This is a genomic window from Streptomyces sp. NPDC048383 (assembly GCF_040651775.1).
Taxonomy (GTDB): domain Bacteria; phylum Actinomycetota; class Actinomycetes; order Streptomycetales; family Streptomycetaceae; genus Streptomyces.
This window is the reverse complement of sequence record NZ_JBEZKS010000010.1, coordinates 145,140-162,432: the sequence shown is the minus strand read 5'-3', so window position 1 is coordinate 162,432 and position 17,293 is coordinate 145,140. Positions and strand designations below refer to the sequence as shown.

The following is a 17,293-nucleotide window of genomic DNA, read 5'->3' as shown; positions in this document are numbered from 1 at the left end:
CCGGATGGAGCCCGGGTCGAGGGTCAGGGTCCCGTACCGCTCGGCGAGGCGGTCCTTCTGGTCCTGGGGGAACGCGGCGATCATCTCGTCGATGAGTGCGGCGCCGGAGCGCCGCACCACCCCGGGTCGGGCCCGGTCAGGCGATCGAGAACGTCACGACCGACTGGTAGGTGTCGGCGAACATGAACGGCGGCAGCTGGAGCATCGCCGCGCCGCCCACGGCGAACTCGCCGCCGGTCAGCTCGTCACCGCCGGCCGCCTGCGAGGCGACCTTCATCGGGGTGTCGGTGATCGCGCCCGGGGTGCCCGCGGTGCAGGTGCTGGGGCTGTCCGGGTTGGTGACGGTGCAGGACGGCTGGATGCCGAGCTGCGCCTTCGCCATCGAGTGGCCGGTCGTCTGGTTCAGGAACGGCGTACGGGTCGCCGTCACGTCCCAGCCGAGGCTGCCGCCGCGGAAGTCCTGGACGGTCGCGGCGTTGAACGCGCCGAACACCGACTGGGACTTGCCGTTGATGGTCACCGAACCGAAGCTGACGGCCGGCTGGCCGTCCTTCGGGCCGAGGGCCAGCGGCCCGGGCAGCACCTCGATGTCCACCGGGTTCTTGACGCCCGCCTGCTCCTCGACGAACACGAAGGGCTTGGGCGCGAGCGTCGAACCGTCGATCCTGATCGCGTCGGCCTTCTTGGTGACCGTGATGTCGCAGGTCGCGGCGCCGGACGCGGACGCCGTACCGGTACCCGTGTCACCGGTGGCCGCACCACCGAGCAGCGCGGAACAGGAGACCGCGCCGGCCGGGAAGTTGGCGCCGGTGACGACCACGGCGGTGCCCGCCGGGCCGCTGTTGGGCGTCAGCTTCGTCGTGACCGGATCCTTGGGCAGCGCCTCGGAGGCGATCGATCCGACCGAGGCGCTGGGCCGCGGATCCGGCGTACACGTCGTGGTGTAGACGGTGCCGCCCAGGTCGGCGTCCGTGACCACCTGGTCGATCGTGATCTGGACGGTGGTGCCTTCGGTGCCCTCGGGGAGGGTGATGTTCCCGCTGAACGCGGGCGGGTCCGCCTTCTTCCCGGCCTCCTGGTGGCTCGGGACGGCCGGGCTGGTCACCGTCTGGGCGACCCCGCCGACGAGCAGCTTCATCTTGATCGTGTTCACCGTGTCGATGGTGAACATCGGGACGACGGGGGTCTCGCCCGGATCGATGGTGATCGGCACGGACTGACCCGCCTTGGCGGTGTCGGGGACCGTGACCGTGAAGTCCTGGGTGCCGTTGGCGCCCGGCTGGGGCGCGGGGGCGACACACTTCACGGGTACCGGCGTGGTTTTGGTCGCGGCCTGCGCCGTTCCCGTCAGGGCCACGACGCCGCCCGTCAGGGCGAGGGAAAGGGCGCCCGCCCCGGCCAGCATTCTTCGTCGGAACGTTGTACTCACTGGGTCGCGACTCCTTCGTCAGACGAACCCCTCCCCCCACCCGCTGTGTGGGGGAGGTTGAGCCGGTGCGGAGGCCGTCATTGACGCGTCGCGGTGATGAGAAGTCAATGGATGGGTTTCGCCCGAAGCACCCACACATTGATGTCCCATCAGAACCGGTCTGATGGGACATCGGATACCGACTGGTCGGTGGCGGCGGATGGGACCGCCCGGGTGCCGCCGTCGCCTCAGGGGGCCGTCGGGGTGTGCAGGAGCAGGTTCGCGGTGCCGGCGGGCAGGCCGGTGATCCGGTTCGGGATGGCGCCGCTCCGCAGCGCCCGTGCCACCTGGTCGGGCGTACGGACGGTGCCGCCGGCCAGCAGCAGCGCGGCCGCGCCCGCCACGTGCGGGGCCGCCATGGAGGTGCCGGAGGAGCGGGCGAGGGCCGTCGCCGAGCCCTTCCACGCCGAGGTGACGCCCACGCCCGGCGCCGAAAGGTCCACGCAGCGGCCGTGGTTGGAGAACGCCGGTCGCCGGTCGGCGGAGTCCGTGGCGCCCACCGTCAGGGCCTGTGGGACGGCTGCCGGGGAGCCGGCGCAGGCGTTCCCGCCGTCATTGCCGGCCGCCACGGCGAAGGTGATCCCCGACGCCACGGCACGGACCACCGCCGCGTCCATGGCCCGGCTGCGGGTGCCGCCCATGCTCATGTTGACGACGGCCGGGCCCCGGGCGGTGTGCCGGGCGGCGTCCTTCACCAGCCAGTCGAGACCCCGCAGGATCGCCGACAGCTTGCCGTCGCCCCGACAGTCGGCGACCTTCACGCCGACCAGGGAGACCCCCTTGGCCACCCCGTACGTGGCCCCGCCGACGGTCGCGGCGACGTGCGTGCCGTGACCGTTGCAGTCGGCCGCGCCCTCCAGGAACACCGCGTTGTACCCGGCCCGGGCCCGGCCCCCGAACTCCTGGTGCGCGGTGTTGATCCCGGTGTCGACGACGTACACCGTGACGCCCTGCGCCTTGGTCGCGTACGTGTACGAACCGTCGAGCGGCAGCTCGCGCTGGTCGATCCGGTCGAGCGGCCAGGGTGCGGCGGCCTGCGCGGTGAGCGGGGCACTGACGGGGGCGGGGGTGAGGGTGGGAGTGGGTGCGGCGGGGGGGACGGGTGGGGTGGGGATGGTGACCGGGGCGGGAGCCGGGGCCGGAGCTGCGGCCGGGGTGGTGGGGGTGTCGGGGGTGGGGACGGGCTGGGTGGCGGGGGTGTTGGGCGGGGTCTGGGTGCCGGGGGTAGCGGTCGGTGCGGGAGTGCCGGGTGGGGGAGCGGGCGCTGAGGTGGCCGGTGCGGGTGCGGGTGGGGCAATTGGGGCCGGTGTGGCCGGTGTGGGGGCCTCGTCGGAGATTCGGAAGTCCGTGTCCGGTTCGACGGAGGCCACCCGGGGGTCGGCGGCGAGGCCGGCCGCGCGGGCCGCGGTGGTCCGGACCGTGAAGCCGTTGAGCACGGTGTCGTAGACCGCCCCCACCCGGTCCCCGGCCTCCGCGGCCTCCGCGGCCAAGGCGCGGGTCGGGGCGCGGGGGGTGGCGTCCTTGAGGACCACCACGTAGGAGGCGGTGGGCGCTTCGGACCCGGCCGTGTCGTTGGTTGCCGGCGGCGGGAGCGCGGCGGCCGCCGCGAGCAGGGCGGCGGCGGGGAGGAGCGCGGTCAGTGCGGTCATGCTCCCGACGCTCCCGCCGCCGGGTCGGTGGCGCGCGGAGGGTGCGCCGACTGGCCGCACGACACGCCGCCCAAGGGGTCCCCGAGCCGGCGCCTGCCGGGCGGAGCGGTTGCGCGGGCAGTGCTCCGCGCGTCGCAGCCGGACCCCGGCGAGGTCGGCGGCGGGGCAGGGGGGTGACGGGGATTCGGCGGTCCCCGCCTCCGCGTCGGGGCGCGGGTCAGGAGGTGGGGGGTAGGGGCCAGCCGCGCATCGTGAAGACGCCCTCGTCCTGCGCGCCGGACGCGGTGTACGTGGCGAGCGCTGCCTCGTTGTCCGTGTCGACGCCCACCCACATGCCGTAGCAACCCCGCCTCGCCGCTTCCGCGGCAAGGGCCTCGGTGAGGGCGCGGCCGATGCCGCGCCGCCGGTAGCCCTCGTCCACGGAGAGTTCGTACAGGCACATCTCGGTGCCCTTGTCCGGGTGGCTCATCTCGACGCCGGACACCATGCCGGCAGGTACCCCGTCGACGTAGGCGATCAGCATCAGGTGGCCGGGGGAACGCAGGAAGCGCTCGGACCACTCCTCGCGGGCGGGACCGTCGAAGAGCCCCTCGGCGGCTCGTAGTTCGGCGGCGGTGGTGGCGGGGCGGATGTCCATGCCCGTCACGATAGGGGCCGGACCCGTGTGATCATGCCGACATGACGCGTGCGGGCGGGGAGTTCGAGACGGCGTGGCACACGGCACCCGAAGCGGTACGCCGCTCCCTGGGCCGGGCGTACGAGGCGCTGGTGGCCGGCGGCCTGGCGGTCGGGGCGGTGCTGACGGACCCGACGGGGACCGTATTGGCAGAGGGGCGCAACGAGGCCTACGAGGAGCCCGGAACCGACGGCCCGGGCACCGGCCCGCTGCGGGGGACCCCCCTCGCCCACGCGGAGATGAACGTACTCGGGGCCGCCCGGACGGGATGGGACCTCGGCGCCACGACGTTGTGGAGCACCCAGGAGCCGTGCGCGATGTGCGCGGCGGCGGCCCGGTTCTGCGGGGTCGGCGCCGTGCGTCACCTCGCACCCGACCCGTGGGCACTCGCGACGGGCTCGACCGGGTCCTCCGGGGCCGCACCCGCAACCGGCACGCTCTGGCTGCTCGCCGCGAACGTGATGTTCCTGCGCAGCGTGGCGGCGGCCGCGACGGGACCCGGCGAACCGGAGGTCCTGCGCCACCACCGGAGCGCCGAGCCGGAGACGGCCGCGCTCCACGACTCCGTCCCGCCGGGGCTCCCGGAGAACGACCCGGTGGAGAAGTGGCTGGCCCGGTTGTGGCCCGCGCTGACGGAGGCCGCGCGGAACCGGGAGGGCCGCCACCGGAGCCCCCGCTGACGGCGCCGGCCACGCCCCCGCGGACCGCGCGCCGTCGGCGCCGGCCACGCCCCCCGCAGACCGCGCGCCGTCGCCGTCGGGCGCCGCGTTGACTGTGCGCCGTCGCCGTCGCCGTCGCCGTCGCCGTCGGGCGCCGCGCGGGCCCGCTGCCGGCCCCGGCCGTGCACCGTGTCGGCCTCGCGCCGTCGGCGTCGGGCGCCGCGCGGGCCCGCTGCCGGTCCCGGCCTTGCGCCGTTGCAGTCGCGCGCGCCGCCGCGGCCGCGTGTCGGGTCGGGATGGGATGGGGGTGGGCCTGGGGCGACGGGGGCCGTCAGGGTGTGCGGACCGCTAGGGCGGCCGCGTAGGCGGGTGGAGCCGGGAGGTCGCGGAGGGACCAGCCCGGGACGGGGGCCGGGGTGGCGGCCGAGCCGACGTACGGCTCGATCAGGCCGAGGGCGAGCCCGGTGCCGGTGGCCTTGAGGTAGGCCTCCTTGCGGGACCACAGCCGGGCCAGGGCCGCCTGCCGGTCCGTCACCGGGAGGGCGGTCAGTTCGGCGGTCTCCGCCGGGTGCAGGGTGCCGATCACGTCGCCCACGGCCCCCTCGTTCGGGAGGCCCTCCACATCGACGCCGACCGGGACGCCCGCGACGGCGAAGTAGGCCATGTCCGCGCTGTGCGACAGCGAGAAGTGCACCGCGCCACCCGCGACGGCGGGCCTGCCGTGCGGGCCCCCGCAGCACGGGCAGTCCTCGCGGACCAGCGTGACCTTCTCGGGGGCCAGGCCCAAGTAGGCGCCGAGCAGCACCCGCAGCCCGATGTGGGAGGCGAGGTAGCTGCGCCGGTCGTGCGGGCGCAGCAGCCGGCCCAGCCGGTCCCGTTCGGCCGCGTCGAGCAGCGACGCGGCCTCGTCGGTCCGGTGGCCGCCGATCACCGCACGCGTGGTGTCCAGGGACCACACGACGGCGTCCGATCCCACGGGCAGCGTGCCCGTACGCGGTATGTCACCGCCGAGCTGATTCACGTACTCGGTCATCCGAGCAGGGTAGACGAGGAGATCGACGGCCCGGTTACCCTCGGCCGGGTTCGTAATGATCAGCTCCAGGGGGAGAGACCGTGCACAGTGCCGTGGTGACGCCGGAAGGCGACCGGATCCGTTGGGTCGAACTGCCCGGGGAGGACCCGGCCCGGGTGTACGTCCACGGGCTCGGCGCCACCTCGCCCGCCTACTTCGCGGCCACCGCCGTGCATCCGCTGCTCGCGGGCAGGCGCTCGCTGCTGGTCGACCTCCTCGGGCACGGACACAGCGACCGGCCCGACACCTTCTCCTACACCCTGGAAGCCCACGCCGCCCTGGCACGGGCGCTCACCGAAGCCCACGTCGAGGCGGCCGAGGTGATCGGACACAGCATGGGCGGAGCCGTCGCCATCGTGCTGGCCGCCCGCCACCCCGAACTGGTGTCCCGGCTCGTCCTGGTCGACGCGAACCTGGACCCGATGCCCCGGGTCCCCCGCGCCCCCGGCAGCAGCGGGATCGCCTCCTATACGGAGGAGGAGTTCCTGGCCGGGGGCTGGGCCGAGGTGCGCGAGCGGGCCGGCGCCCACTGGTGGTCGACCATGCGGCTGGCCGGCCGGACCGCCCTGCACCGCAGCGCCGTGCACCTCGTGACCGGTACGACGCCCACCATGCGCGACCTGCTGCTGGACCTGAGGATCCCACGCGGCTTCCTGTATCCGGAGGCGGACGGAGCCCCCGCCGGGACCGAAGCCCTGGAGGCCGCCGGAGTGCGCGTCCTGCCCGTACCGGACTGCGGGCACAACATCATGCTGGACAACCCGGACGCCTTCGCCCGGACCGCGTCGGCCCTCCTGCGGGACGGCACGGCCGAGGTTGGGTAGCCGCCGAAGTCCCTATCGGAGACGCGGAGTTTCGCCGCGCCGCTCAGCCTTGCCCGGCGGTCCTGACGACTCCCGCGCTCCGCTTGGCCGGGGCGCCCGGGGACGGGGTGCCGTCGGTCCAGGCGTAGACCCGCTTGCCGCGCACCGCCACCTGGTACTGGTGCCGGTCCCGGCACTCGGGACGCTCCTCCGCCCTCGTGTCACCCGGCCACCAGCGGGCGGCCAGCCGGGGGCCGCCCTTCACCTTCTGGGTGCCGGCGGTGCACTGCGGACCGTCGAGCGCGGTCCGGCCCAGGGTGAAGCGGATCAGCCGAGCCTCGCCGTTCGTCCGGACCCTTATCCGTATGTCCGTGGCGTCCGCCGGTATCCAACTCGGCAGCACGAACGCCCGGTCGCCACGCGCGGGCGCGTCGGCGGCGGTGGCGAAGCGCTTGCCCTTCTCGTGCAGAACCCGGTCGTCCAGCGCGTTGGTGACGGGGTTCGGCGGCAGGTTGGGCAGGGCGAAGGCGGCCGTGGCCAGCACTCCCACGGCAGCGGCGGCGATCACGAGCGGTCGGCGGTTCATAGGGTCAAGTGTTCCGAGGGCGGGTGCGGGGCGCGTCCCTCCGCGGTATCAAGTTCGTCTCTGCCGCAAGTCGGATACGGCCTCATACCTGAGAGGGGCTTGACCGCCACCCCGCCACCCCGCCACCCCGGAGCGCCCCGCGCGTTACAGGTCCGTGGGGGGATTGGAGCCCGGCGGGCGCCGCCGTCCTCCCCGCCCCACCCCACCGGGAGGTCCCGTCGTGCGTCGCCGCCCCACCGTCCCCCTCGCCTGCGCGCTGGCCGCGTGCCTGCTCGCCCTCGCGAGCCCCGCCCGGGCGACTCCCACTGTCCGGGCCGTCCCGGCGGACAAGTCGCTGGTGCTCGACGGCTGGACGCGGACCGGAGCGGCGAGCCACGACGCCTGGGCCGTCGCACGGGCGGACCGGGCGTCCTGGGCGGCGTACGCGTTCGACTGGTCGACCGACCACTGCACGACCTCCCCCGACAACCCCTTCGGCTTCCCCTTCCGGACGGCGTGCGCCCGCCACGACTTCGGCTACCGCAACCACAAGGCGGCAGGCTCCTTCCGGGCCGCGAAATCCCGCCTGGACGACGCCTTCCACGCGGATCTCAAACGCGTCTGCGCCCGCTACGAGCCCGTTAAGAAGGCCTCCTGCGACGCCACGGCCCGCACGTACTACGAGGCCGTACGCGCCTTCGGAGTCCCCCTCGACCGCGCCGGTTGATCCACCCGCCCCGCCGTACCACCGCTCCGCAATCCGCAACCCTCAGACGCTGATGGGCGAAGCTCCGCACCCAGAGCGCCCCGATCAAGCGGTGAGGCCGCTCTCCCACGCCCAGGCCGCGATGCCGACCCGATTGCGCACGGCGAGTTTGCGCTGAACGTCGGCAATGTGGGTCTTGGCCGTGCCCGCCGAGACGAACAACTCCGTCCCGCTCTCCGCGTTGGTTGGCCCCTTGGCGACGAGAGCGGCTATCTCGGACTCGCGTTCCGTGAGGGACTCGATCAGCTGCGGCGCCCGACTCCTGGCCGCACCCACCGACTTGAGGTGTTCCAGCAGCCGCACGGTGATCGCGGGGCTGATCGGCGTGTCCCCTGCCACCGCGGCACGTACGGCCTCCACCAGGAGCGCCGGTCCGGCGCGCATCAGCAGGAAGCCGCAGGCGCCGTGACGCAGCGCGGTGTGCACGTACTCGTCCAACCCGAAGGTGGTCACCACGACCACGCGCAGGGGCTCGACGGCTTCCGGTCCGGCCCGGCCAGCCTGCGCGTGACCTCCAGGCCGTCGAGGCGCGGCATCCGGATGTCGGCCAGTACGACGTCCGGCCTCAACTTCTCGGCCGGTTCGATGGCTTGGACGCCGCCCATGGCCTCACCGACGACCTCCGTGTCCGGCTGGGCGTCCAGGATCGGGCGGACGCCGATGCGAACGGATTCCTGATCGTCGGCCAAGAGGACGCGGATGATCACACCCAGCGCCGTACCCGCGTGCGGCCCGGCGGTGAGCGTGCCGCCGAGTGCGCCGATCCGTTCCTCGAGGCCGACGAGCCCCGTACCCCCGGCCCCGCCCCCGGCTCAGGGCGCCACCCCGCGCCCCCGGACCCGCGCATACGAAAGCCCTCCCCGGAGGGAGGGCTGAGGGTGGGACGGGAAGAGTGCCCCCGGCAGGACTCGAACCTGCGGCCAAGTGCTTAGAAGGCACCTGCTCTATCCACTGAGCTACGGGGGCCGGAAGGTGGCCGTGGTGGCCTGGAGCCCCTGGGTGGGGGTGGGGCGTCCGTCCGTGCCGGGTCAAGGATAGGGCTCCGGTTGCCTTGTCCCGGTTGCTTCACTCGCGGGCCACGATGTGGAGGTTCGGTGAAGCGGTCCCGATACTCGCAGGCAGGTGCGATTCTCGCACCGCTTTTGCGCCGCGTCGCCCTGGGTGTTGTGCACTCGTTATGCCTGCGTCCCACTCGTCCGCCGTGTCCCTGATGTTCCGCCGGAGTGGCGGTCGGCGCGCAGAGGGCGTATAAGCTTCAAAAATGCTCCTAAATTGGGCATTCTTCGCATGTGGTGACCTTGGATGTACGGCCCCAGTTGCTCGATGCCCTGTCCGCCCTGCGCGACCGGGTGGCGTCCGTGCGTCTGCCGCTGCCCCTGCCCGGCGCTCCGCGCGCCCGCCAGACCAGAGCCGAGCTGCTCGCGCAGCTCGACGACTACCTCGTGCCCCGGCTCAAGGCGCCAGAGGCGCCCCTGCTCGCCGTCATCGGCGGGTCGACCGGGGCCGGCAAGTCCACCCTCGTCAACTCCCTCGTCGGCCGTCAGGTCAGCGAAGCCGGAGTGCTGCGCCCCACGACGCGCACACCGGTGCTCGTCTGCCATCCGGATGACCACCACTGGTTCGCCGGGATGCGGATCCTCCCCGACCTGATGCGCGTCTGGGCGCCCCAGGAGGACGACGAACCCACCGGCCCGGCCAAGAAGAACACCCTCCGCACCCAGAACCGCCGCTCCTCCGCCCGCGAACTGCGGATCGAGACCGTCGCCACCCTCCCGCGCGGGCTCGCCATCCTCGACGCCCCCGACATCGACTCCCTCATCGTCGAGCACCGGACGCTCGCCGCCGAACTCATCTGCGCCGCCGACGTCTGGGTCATGGTCACCACCGCCTCGCGGTACGCCGACGCCGTGCCCTGGCACCTGCTGCGCACCGCCAAGCAGTACAAGGCCACCCTGGTCACCGTCCTCGACCGGGTCCCGCACCAGGTGCTCACCGAGGTCTCGCGGCAGTACGGGGCCCTGCTCACGCGGGCCGGGCTGGGTGACGTACCGCGGTTCACGGTGCCCGAGCTGCCCGAGTCGGCCGGCGGGGGCGGGCTGCTGCCGGCCAGCGCCGTCGCGCCGCTGCTCGCCTGGCTCAGCCACCACGCGCAGGACCCGGCCGCCCGGCAGTACGCCGTCGGGCGCACCGCGCTGGGCGCGCTCGACTCCCTCGGACGGCGGATGCCGGAGCTCGCCTCGGCCGTCGCCGCCCAGCACGCCGCCGCCGTACGGCTGACCTCGGCCGTCGAGGACGCGTACAAGCGGGAGGGCAAGCGGGTCCGCAACCGCCTCGACCAGGGCGCCGTCCTCGCCGGGGACGCGCTGACCCGCTGGCGCGGCTACCCCCTCGACACCAGCGCCGACGAGCTGCTGGACTCCCTCGCCGAATCCCTCGCCGCGCTGCTCCAGTGCGCCGTCGCCGCCGCCGACGAGCGGATCGCCGAAGCCTGGCGCCGTGAACCGGCCGCCGCGGCGGTGTCCCTGCCCGCCCCCGACCGGGAGGCGGCGGAACGTATCGGCATGGCCGTACGGCGCTGGCGGCGCGTCCTGGAGGAACTCGCCGAGGAAGAGGTCGCCGGGCTCGACAAGCAGCCGCCGCCCGACCCCGACGGCGTCGCGGCCCTCCTCGTCGCCGCCCTCCTCGGCGGCAAGCGCGCCCGCCCCGCCGGGGAGAAGCTCGCCGAGCGGATCGGCGTCCAGGCCGCCGTACGCCTGCGCGACCGGGGCGGAGAACTGGTCGGGGACCACCTCGACGAGGTGCTCCGCGCCGAACGCGACCGCCGCCTCGCCCCCCTGGAAGCGCTCGAAGTGACCCCGGAACCACAGGCCGAACTGATCGCCGCGCTGTCCCTACTGCAGAAGGAGAGGTGACGCGGTGACCGCCCTGACCGACCGTGACCGCACCGACGACCGCTGGGACGACGGGTTCATCGCGCGCTCCCGCCCCCGACCCAAGGGCCGCCGAGGCCTGGGCGCCGTACCCGGCACCGGCACCGGCGGCGAACTGTGCGGCGAAGGCCTCTGCGACGAGGGCCTGTGCGACGGGGACCACGAGGACGCCGAGGCGCTGAACGAGGGCGACGAGGAACTCGTCCGCGCCGTGTCCGGGGCCGGCAGCGACGGCGGCAAGGTCGCCGCGCCGCCGCTCAGCCCCGAGGCCCAGGCCCTGCGGACCCGCCTCGACGCCCTGCGCCAGCTCGTCGGACTGTCCCGGACCCGCCTCGACGGCAAGACCCTCGCCGAGGCCGGCCGGGTCCTCGACGAGGCCGCGGCACGCCGCGGGCTGTCCCCGCAGCACACCGTGGTCGCCATCGCCGGAGCCACCGGAAGCGGCAAGTCCACGCTGTTCAATTCACTCGCCGGAGTGCAGATCTCCGAAACCGGGCTGCGCCGCCCGACCACCGCCGCACCGATCGCGTGCAGCTGGTCGGACGGGGCCGCGGGCCTGCTGGACCGGCTGGAGATCCCGGGCCGGCTGCGCCGCCGGCCCCGCGAGACCTCCGAGGCGGAGGCCCTGCGCGGCATGGTCCTCGTCGACCTGCCCGACCTGGACTCGGCGCTCGGCGTGCACCGCGACCACGTGGACCGGGTCCTGGCGCTGGTCGACGCGGTGGTGTGGGTCGTCGACCCCGAGAAGTACGCGGACGCCGTCCTGCACGAGCGGTACCTGCGGCCGCTCGCCGGACACGCCGAGATCACCTTCGTCGTGCTGAACCAGGTGGACCGGCTGCCGGGCGAGTCCGCCGACCTCGTCCTCGACGACCTGCGCAGACTCCTCGACGACGACGGCATCGCGCTCGGCGAACACGGCGAACCCGGAGCCACCGTCCTCGGACTGTCCGCCCTCACGGGTGAAGGCGTCGGGGAACTCCGCGAACTCCTCGGACAGTTCACCCAGGAGAAGGGCGCCGCGACCCGACGGATCTCCGCCGATCTCGACCGGGCCGCGCTGCGCCTGCGCCCGCTGTACGTGGCCGACGGACACGCGGGACCGGAGATCGGCGAGGGGGCGCGCGCCGAGTTCGAGGACAGGCTCGCGGAAGCCGTCGGCGCGTACGCCGCGGGCCTCGCCGCCGAGCGGGCCTGGCGGCGCAACGCCGGAAAGGCGTGCGGGACGCCCTGGCTGCGGCTGTGGCGGTGGTACGAGGGCCGCCGCGCCCCGCGCTCCCTGGCCGGACTGGCCGCGCTCGCCGCGATCGGCCGCTCCGGCACGCCCACCGCGCAGGCTCCCGTGGAGGAGGAGGTGACCGCCCGGCAGCGGGTCGAACAGGCCGTGCGGACGGTCGCCGACGAGGCGGTCATCGGGCTGCCCGACCCCTGGGCGCAGGCCGTACGGGAGACCGCCGTGCGCGGCGGCGAACAGCTGCCCGAGGCGTTGGACCAGCTGGCCGTGACGCTCGGGCCCGCCGTCACCGCCCCCGGCGCGAAGCCGCCACGCCCGACGTGGTGGCCCGTCGCCGTGCTCGCGCAGGCGGCCATGACGCTCGTTCAGATCTTCGGCGGGCTGTGGCTCGTCGGGCAGATCGTGGGCGTCCTGGAACCGAAGCTCATGCCGCCGGTGCTCTTCATGGTCGCCGGCATCATCGGCGGGCCGCTGGTGGAGTGGGCCTGCTCCCTCGCGGCCCGCGGTCCGGCCCGCCGCTACGGGCAGGACGCCGAACGGCGGCTGCGACAGGCCGCCGCGGGCTGTGGACGGGCCCGGGTCCTGGAGCCGGTCGCGGCCGAACTGCTGCGCTACCGGGAGGTGCGCGAGCAGTACGCCACGGTCGCCGCAGGGGGGACGAGGTTGTCCACAACCCGCCAGTAGTCCACAGGCCGAAGCGGGATCGGGGGCCCGGGCCCAGCATGGTCGTACCTCGCGCGGCAGGTCCGCGGGGGTACCCGGGCGGAGGGCCCGCGCGGGTGGGCAGACGTGGGGAGGGCGGCCGGGATGAACGACACCCTGGTGACGCTGGTCGGGTACGTGGCGACGCAGATCGACTTCAAGGAGACGACCACCGGCCCGTCGGCGAGGTTCCGCTTCGCCGTCACGCCGAGGTACTTCGACCGGCGGACGGACACCTGGACGGACGCGGCCACCAGTTTTTACACGGTGTGGGCACGCCGTGTACTGGCGGTGAACCTGGCCGGTTCCGTGTCCGTCGGCGAACCGCTCGTGGTGCACGGACGGTTGCGGGTCCGGGAGGACCCGCCCGACGGCGACGGCGTCCGGTGGTTCTCCGCCGACATCGACGCGATCGCGATCGGACACGACCTCAACCGCGGCACGGCGGCGTTCCGTCGGGTGGTCAGGACGGACACCCCGCTGATGGGCACTCAGAACGCGGCGGTGGTCTGAGTGTTCGAGGCGGCTAGGATTCCCCGGTACTCACGGGCACCTGGGTCTTTGGCCCGAAGGGGAAGACTGTGTCGATCGCTGTTCCCGCATCCTCCGCATCCTCCGAATCCTCCACATCCGCCGCGGCCGCGGTTCCCGTGGCGTCCTCGGCGCTCGTCGCCGGCGCCGGCGTCGGCGCTGCGGCAGCGGGGAGACCGGGGTCCGCGCCCTGGGCCGAGCCCGGCGCCCACCCCACGCCCGCAACCCCCGCGCCCGCGGTTCCGCTTACCGTCCTGGCGGTGCCTCCTGCCGCTCCGGCGCCCGGCTCCGCAGGCTCCACCGACTCAGCCGGAGCCCCCGCCGGTGGCCCCGTCCCCGCCGCGGGCTCCGGCGGGGGGCGGCCCTCCGTACGACGGCCGCTCGCCGTGGCCCTGTTGGCGGCAGCGGCCTTCACCGCCACACCGGGGGGCCGGGCCGCGGCGGACGCCGGCCCCGTCCCGGGCCGTGCCACCGAGGGGGCCGGCGCCGTCCTCGACGGACTCAAGACGTACGGGCAGGCCGTCCTGCGCGCCGGGGACGGCTCGGTCCGGCAGATCCCGGCCGGCCTCCACGAGATGCGGGTCGACGGCGGCGGCACCCTCCAGACGTACGGAGTCGGCGTCGCGGGATACGCGCAGCCACAGGCCCGCTTCACCGAGACCGGTTGGGGCGGCAGCCCGCTCGCCGGGAACGCCGAGGCGGGCCGCATCCGCTGGGTGCTGGAGCACTCCTACCCCCAACTCAACGACCTGGCCGGGCTCGCCAAGGCCTCGGGAGCCGGCGCGCTGACCGCCGAGAGCGCGGCCGCCGGTACCCAGGTGGCGATCTGGAGACTGGCCGACGGGGCCCCGGTGGAGGCCGCGGACCCGGCTGCCGAACTCCTGGCCGACTACCTCCAGCGGGAAGCGGGCCGGATGCCGGAACCTCCCCCCTCACTGGGGTTGGAACCCGGCCCGGCGGCGGGACCCGTCACCGGGGCGGCCGGCAGTCGCATCGGCCCCGTCACGGTGCGGACCCGGGCGCAGAGCGTGAGCGTCACGCCGGACGCGGCGGCCATCGCCATGGGCGTGCGGGTCGTCGACGCCGACGGCAAGCCGCTGACCTCCGCCGCCGACGGGAGCCGTCTGTACTTCGAGGTCCCGGCGGGCACCCCCGACGGCACGGCCTCCGTCACCGTCCAGGGCTCCACCAAGGTCCCCGTCGGGCGGATCTTCAGCAGTGGCGTCCCCGCCGAGGCGCAGATCGTGGCCGGCTCCAGCGAATCGGCGGCCTCGGCCGGGGCCGCCGCGACGTGGCCCGTACCGGGACGGGCCACGACGGGCCGGGCCGGCACGGGCTCGTCCGCCGCGGGTTCCGTCGGCACGGGCTCCGTCGGTGCGGGCTCGGCCGCCGCGGGGCCCGTCGGAACCCTGGCCGGGGCGAGCGAGGTCCCCGTCGCCGAAGCCACCGGCGCGGCGGGCGCCGCATCGCCGGACGAGGAACGGCTGGCCTCCAGCGGCAGCTCCGCCGCGACCCCGGTGATCGCGTCCCTGGCCGTCGGCCTGGTGGTCCTGGGCGGCATGGTCGTCCTCCTCCTGCGCAAGCGCCCGCTCGAAGGCGAGCACGCCGGCGAGCGCCCTGAGGAGGAGGGAGCGTAGGGCCGCCGGTCCGCACTCCGTCCGGGCGCGCCGATGCCGGGGCCCGGACGCTCCGGCGTCCGGCGTCCGGGGTCGGGGGTGGGGCCGATCGCCCGGCGTTCGGGGCGCGTCTGATTTCGGATCCGGTCCACGGGGTAAGCGCTGGAAATGGGTGATCAAGAACTGACATGGCGGGGCACGGTCGCGCGGTGGGACCGGCAGCTGTTCGAAGCCGTGGCACGCCGGCACTGGCCCGGGGCCGATCGGGTGCTGCCGCGCCTCGGGCGGGCCGCGAACCACGGCGTCCTGTGGGGCGGGACCGCGGTGGCGATCAGCGTGCTCGGCTCCCCCCGGGCCCGCAAGGCCGCCGTGCGCGGGGCCGCCTCGCTGGCACTGGCCTCGGCGACCATCAACACCGTCGGCAAGTGGTCGGTCCGCAGGCCCCGCCCGCTGCTCGACGGGGTGCCGGCCGTGCGGCAGCTCCACACGCAGCCGCAGACCACCTCCTTCCCGTCCGGGCACGCGGCGTCGGCCTTCGCGTTCACCGCCGGACTGGCGCTGGAGTCCCCGGGCTGGGGCGCCGTGGTGGCGCCGGTCGCCGCGTCGGTGGCCTTCTCCCGCGTCTACACCGGGGTGCACTACCCGTCCGACGTGGTGACGGGCGCGGCGCTCGGGGTCGCCGCGGGATTCGTCGTACGGCGACTCGCGCGGGACGCCCAGGAGGCCCGGGTGGTGCCGGGTGACGAGCGGCCCGCGCCCGGGGTCCCCGCGCTGCCGGACGGGGAAGGGCTGACGGTGGTCGTGAACACCGCGTCCGGGACGGCCGCGGAGGCCGGGCTGGACGTCCTGCGGGAGCGGCTGCCGAAGGCGGAGCTGGTGGAGGTCGGCAGCGGCGAGCTGGTGGCCGAGCTGGCCGCCGCGGCGTCCCGGGCGACCGTCCTCGGCGTGTGCGGCGGGGACGGCACGATCAACGCCGCCGCCACCGCCGCGCTACGGGCCGGGGTGCCGCTCGCGGTGTTCCCCGGCGGCACCCTCAACCACTTCGCGCTGGACCTCGGCCTCGCCGGCCCGGCCGACACCTGCCGGGCCGTCGCGGCCGGCGAAGCGGTCCGCGTCGGCGTCGGCCGCTTCACCCCCGGCCCCCGCCACCCGACCGCACCCGACTCGACGCCGCCCGACGCCCCCGCGCCCAAGGCCACCGGCCCCCACCCGGACGTGAGCCCGGCCACCGGTTCCGTCCCGGTCCCCGGAGCCGGCCCCCGGCCGGGCGAGGACTCGGGGTACTTCCTGAACAACTTCAGCGTCGGGGCGTACCCGGAGCTGCTGCGGCACCGGCTGCACTGGGGGCCGCGGATCGGCGGCGGGCCGGCCGCGCTGCTGGCCGCCTGGCGGGTGCTGCGCGCCGAGCGGCCCGTACGGCTCCGGCTGGCCGGTCGGCCCCGGAGCGTGTGGCTCCTCTTCGCGGGCAACGGCACCTACCAGGGAACCGGCCCGACCCCGCGCCGCCGCGCCACCCTCGGCGAGGGCCTGCTCGACCTGCGGCTCGTCCTCGGCGGCGGCCGCCCCGGCCCCCGCCTCCTCGCCGCCGCGTTCACCGGCCCGCTGACCCGTTCCCCCGTGCACGTCGCGAGCAAGCTGCGCAGCCTGCGCGTCTCGGACGTCCCGCCGGGCACCCCGCTCGCCTACGACGGGGAGTACGCCCAGGCCCCCGCCGCCTTCGTCCTCGACGCCCTCCCGGACGCCCTCACCGTCTACCGCCCCCACTGACGCCCACCGCCCCGCCCCCACGGCCGGGGCGCAGCCGCCGCCCGGGCGCCGCGCCCGTTGTCGGGCCGCGCACCGGGACGAGGGTCCCCGGGGTTTGGTCGAGTACGCATCAGTAGGGCTCCACCGCCGGGCCCGGCTCCGCCCCCACGTGGGCGCGCATCGCGCCCCGCCTGACGACCCCCTGCTCGTTCGCGCGCAGCAGCCCGGACTGGATCTCCTCGAACGAACCGTCCGGCGCCGGACTACCCTCCTCCAGCCGCAAGCCCCGGTCGTACAGGGATGCGAAAGCCTGCGACACCGCGTCCAGTTCTGCCAGGACCGCGCCGGAGGCGGCCATCCGGGCCTCGGCGAAGGACGCGTGCATCGCGTGCCGCGCGTCCTCCAGGGCCGTTCGCCGTTCCGGGGCGAGCGCGTCCTCATCCACCAGCCACAGGTAGTTCATGAGCTCGACGCGAAAGCGGCGGTAGCCGGAGTTCGCCGCCACGTAGCAGTCGCGCCGCTTGTCCAGCGCGGCCACCTGCTGCTCGCGCCGCCACTGGGCCTCGGCCACCCGTTCCTGCCGGCCACCCTGCTCCGCCTGGACGCGGGCGACGAGGCGTTGCGTCAGCAGAGGGGCGAAGAGGGTGCCGCCGACCCCGATGAGCGCGATGACGAGCGGGATGAGGGAACTGCCGTTCAGGGAGCCTCCGGGTCTACCTGCACCGGGCGGCGCAGCGGCATCCTGCCTCCCGGGGAACCCGCGACCGGATCCCGTCCCGCGGCCGCCCCGCGCCCGGATCGCCCGCAGGTCGCCGTCCCGCCCCAGCTCAGGGGCCTCTGACCTACCCATTCGCCCGCAGGTATGGACGACTGGCA

General features: G+C 75.0%; 14 protein-coding genes, 1 tRNA gene and 1 pseudogene. 8 read left to right on the top strand and 8 right to left on the bottom strand.

The window, feature by feature from the left end; genetic code table 11:
• Positions 1-136: 136 nt before the first annotated feature.
• From AB0D46_RS10400 to AB0D46_RS10390, 3 genes are all read right to left on the bottom strand, one after another.
• Complete coding sequence (locus AB0D46_RS10400) at positions 137-1,429, bottom strand: hypothetical protein (RefSeq protein WP_362876874.1); 1,293 nt, start codon at positions 1,427-1,429, stop codon at positions 137-139.
• A 227-nt stretch (positions 1,430-1,656) separates the two neighbouring features.
• Positions 1,657-3,117, bottom strand: coding sequence for a S8 family peptidase (locus AB0D46_RS10395; protein ID WP_362876873.1), 1,461 nt, complete (start codon positions 3,115-3,117; stop codon positions 1,657-1,659).
• 217 nt (positions 3,118-3,334) lie between these two features.
• Positions 3,335-3,754 (bottom strand): GNAT family N-acetyltransferase, encoded by a 420-nt coding sequence (locus AB0D46_RS10390; protein WP_362876872.1) that lies wholly within the window; start codon positions 3,752-3,754, stop codon positions 3,335-3,337.
• Between the two features lie 41 nt (positions 3,755-3,795).
• Between AB0D46_RS10390 and AB0D46_RS10385 the strand changes: the two genes are divergently transcribed.
• Entirely contained in the window at positions 3,796-4,473 is a 678-nt protein-coding gene (locus tag AB0D46_RS10385; RefSeq protein ID WP_362876871.1) for a nucleoside deaminase, read from the top strand.
• Positions 4,474-4,783: 310 nt separating this feature from the next.
• Here AB0D46_RS10385 and AB0D46_RS10380 read toward each other — a convergent pair whose 3' ends face one another.
• Positions 4,784-5,485, bottom strand: a complete 702-nt coding sequence (locus AB0D46_RS10380) for a 4'-phosphopantetheinyl transferase superfamily protein (protein ID WP_362876870.1) — start codon at positions 5,483-5,485, stop codon at positions 4,784-4,786.
• A gap of 80 nt (positions 5,486-5,565) precedes the next feature.
• On the opposite strand from AB0D46_RS10380, the gene AB0D46_RS10375 reads away from it, so the two are divergent.
• Entirely contained in the window at positions 5,566-6,348 is a 783-nt protein-coding gene (locus AB0D46_RS10375) for an alpha/beta hydrolase (RefSeq protein ID WP_362876869.1), read from the top strand.
• Between the two features lie 43 nt (positions 6,349-6,391).
• Here the strand turns inward: AB0D46_RS10375 and AB0D46_RS10370 are convergent, their stop codons facing one another.
• On the bottom strand, positions 6,392-6,913 hold the full coding sequence (locus AB0D46_RS10370) for a hypothetical protein (protein WP_362876868.1): 522 nt from the start codon (positions 6,911-6,913) through the stop codon (positions 6,392-6,394).
• Positions 6,914-7,169: 256 nt separating this feature from the next.
• On the opposite strand from AB0D46_RS10370, the gene AB0D46_RS10365 reads away from it, so the two are divergent.
• Entirely contained in the window at positions 7,170-7,619 is a 450-nt protein-coding gene (locus tag AB0D46_RS10365; RefSeq protein ID WP_362876883.1) for a phospholipase, read from the top strand.
• Between the two features lie 84 nt (positions 7,620-7,703).
• On the opposite strand, the pseudogene AB0D46_RS10360 reads toward AB0D46_RS10365, so the two are convergent.
• Positions 7,704-8,365 (bottom strand): annotated as a pseudogene (locus tag AB0D46_RS10360) (response regulator transcription factor).
• Positions 8,366-8,551: 186 nt separating this feature from the next.
• A tRNA-Arg gene (locus tag AB0D46_RS10355) sits at positions 8,552-8,624 on the bottom strand.
• Positions 8,625-8,956: 332 nt separating this feature from the next.
• On the opposite strand from AB0D46_RS10355, the gene AB0D46_RS10350 reads away from it, so the two are divergent.
• The 5 genes from AB0D46_RS10350 (at position 8,957) to AB0D46_RS10330 (ending at position 16,438) form a co-directional block, all read left to right on the top strand.
• Positions 8,957-10,570 carry a dynamin family protein gene (locus AB0D46_RS10350; protein ID WP_362876882.1) on the top strand — a complete coding sequence of 538 codons (1,614 nt, stop codon included), beginning with the start codon at positions 8,957-8,959 and terminating at the stop codon, positions 10,568-10,570.
• 4 nt (positions 10,571-10,574) lie between these two features.
• Positions 10,575-12,506 (top strand): GTPase, encoded by a 1,932-nt coding sequence (locus tag AB0D46_RS10345; RefSeq protein WP_362876867.1) that lies wholly within the window; start codon positions 10,575-10,577, stop codon positions 12,504-12,506.
• 123 nt (positions 12,507-12,629) lie between these two features.
• A complete protein-coding gene (locus tag AB0D46_RS10340; RefSeq protein ID WP_362876866.1) occupies positions 12,630-13,037 on the top strand; it encodes a single-stranded DNA-binding protein in 408 nt (135 codons plus the stop codon).
• A 278-nt stretch (positions 13,038-13,315) separates the two neighbouring features.
• Positions 13,316-14,692: a TQXA domain-containing protein gene (locus AB0D46_RS10335; RefSeq protein WP_362876865.1), complete on the top strand. Its 1,377-nt coding sequence runs from the start codon at positions 13,316-13,318 to the stop codon at positions 14,690-14,692.
• Positions 14,693-14,839: 147 nt separating this feature from the next.
• The gene (locus tag AB0D46_RS10330) at positions 14,840-16,438 is read left to right on the top strand and encodes a phosphatase PAP2 family protein (RefSeq protein WP_362876864.1); all 1,599 of its coding nucleotides are present in this window, start codon (positions 14,840-14,842) and stop codon (positions 16,436-16,438) included.
• A 109-nt stretch (positions 16,439-16,547) separates the two neighbouring features.
• Here the strand turns inward: AB0D46_RS10330 and AB0D46_RS10325 are convergent, their stop codons facing one another.
• Positions 16,548-17,267, bottom strand: a complete 720-nt coding sequence (locus tag AB0D46_RS10325) for a hypothetical protein (RefSeq protein WP_362876863.1) — start codon at positions 17,265-17,267, stop codon at positions 16,548-16,550.
• Positions 17,268-17,293: the final 26 nt, after the last annotated feature.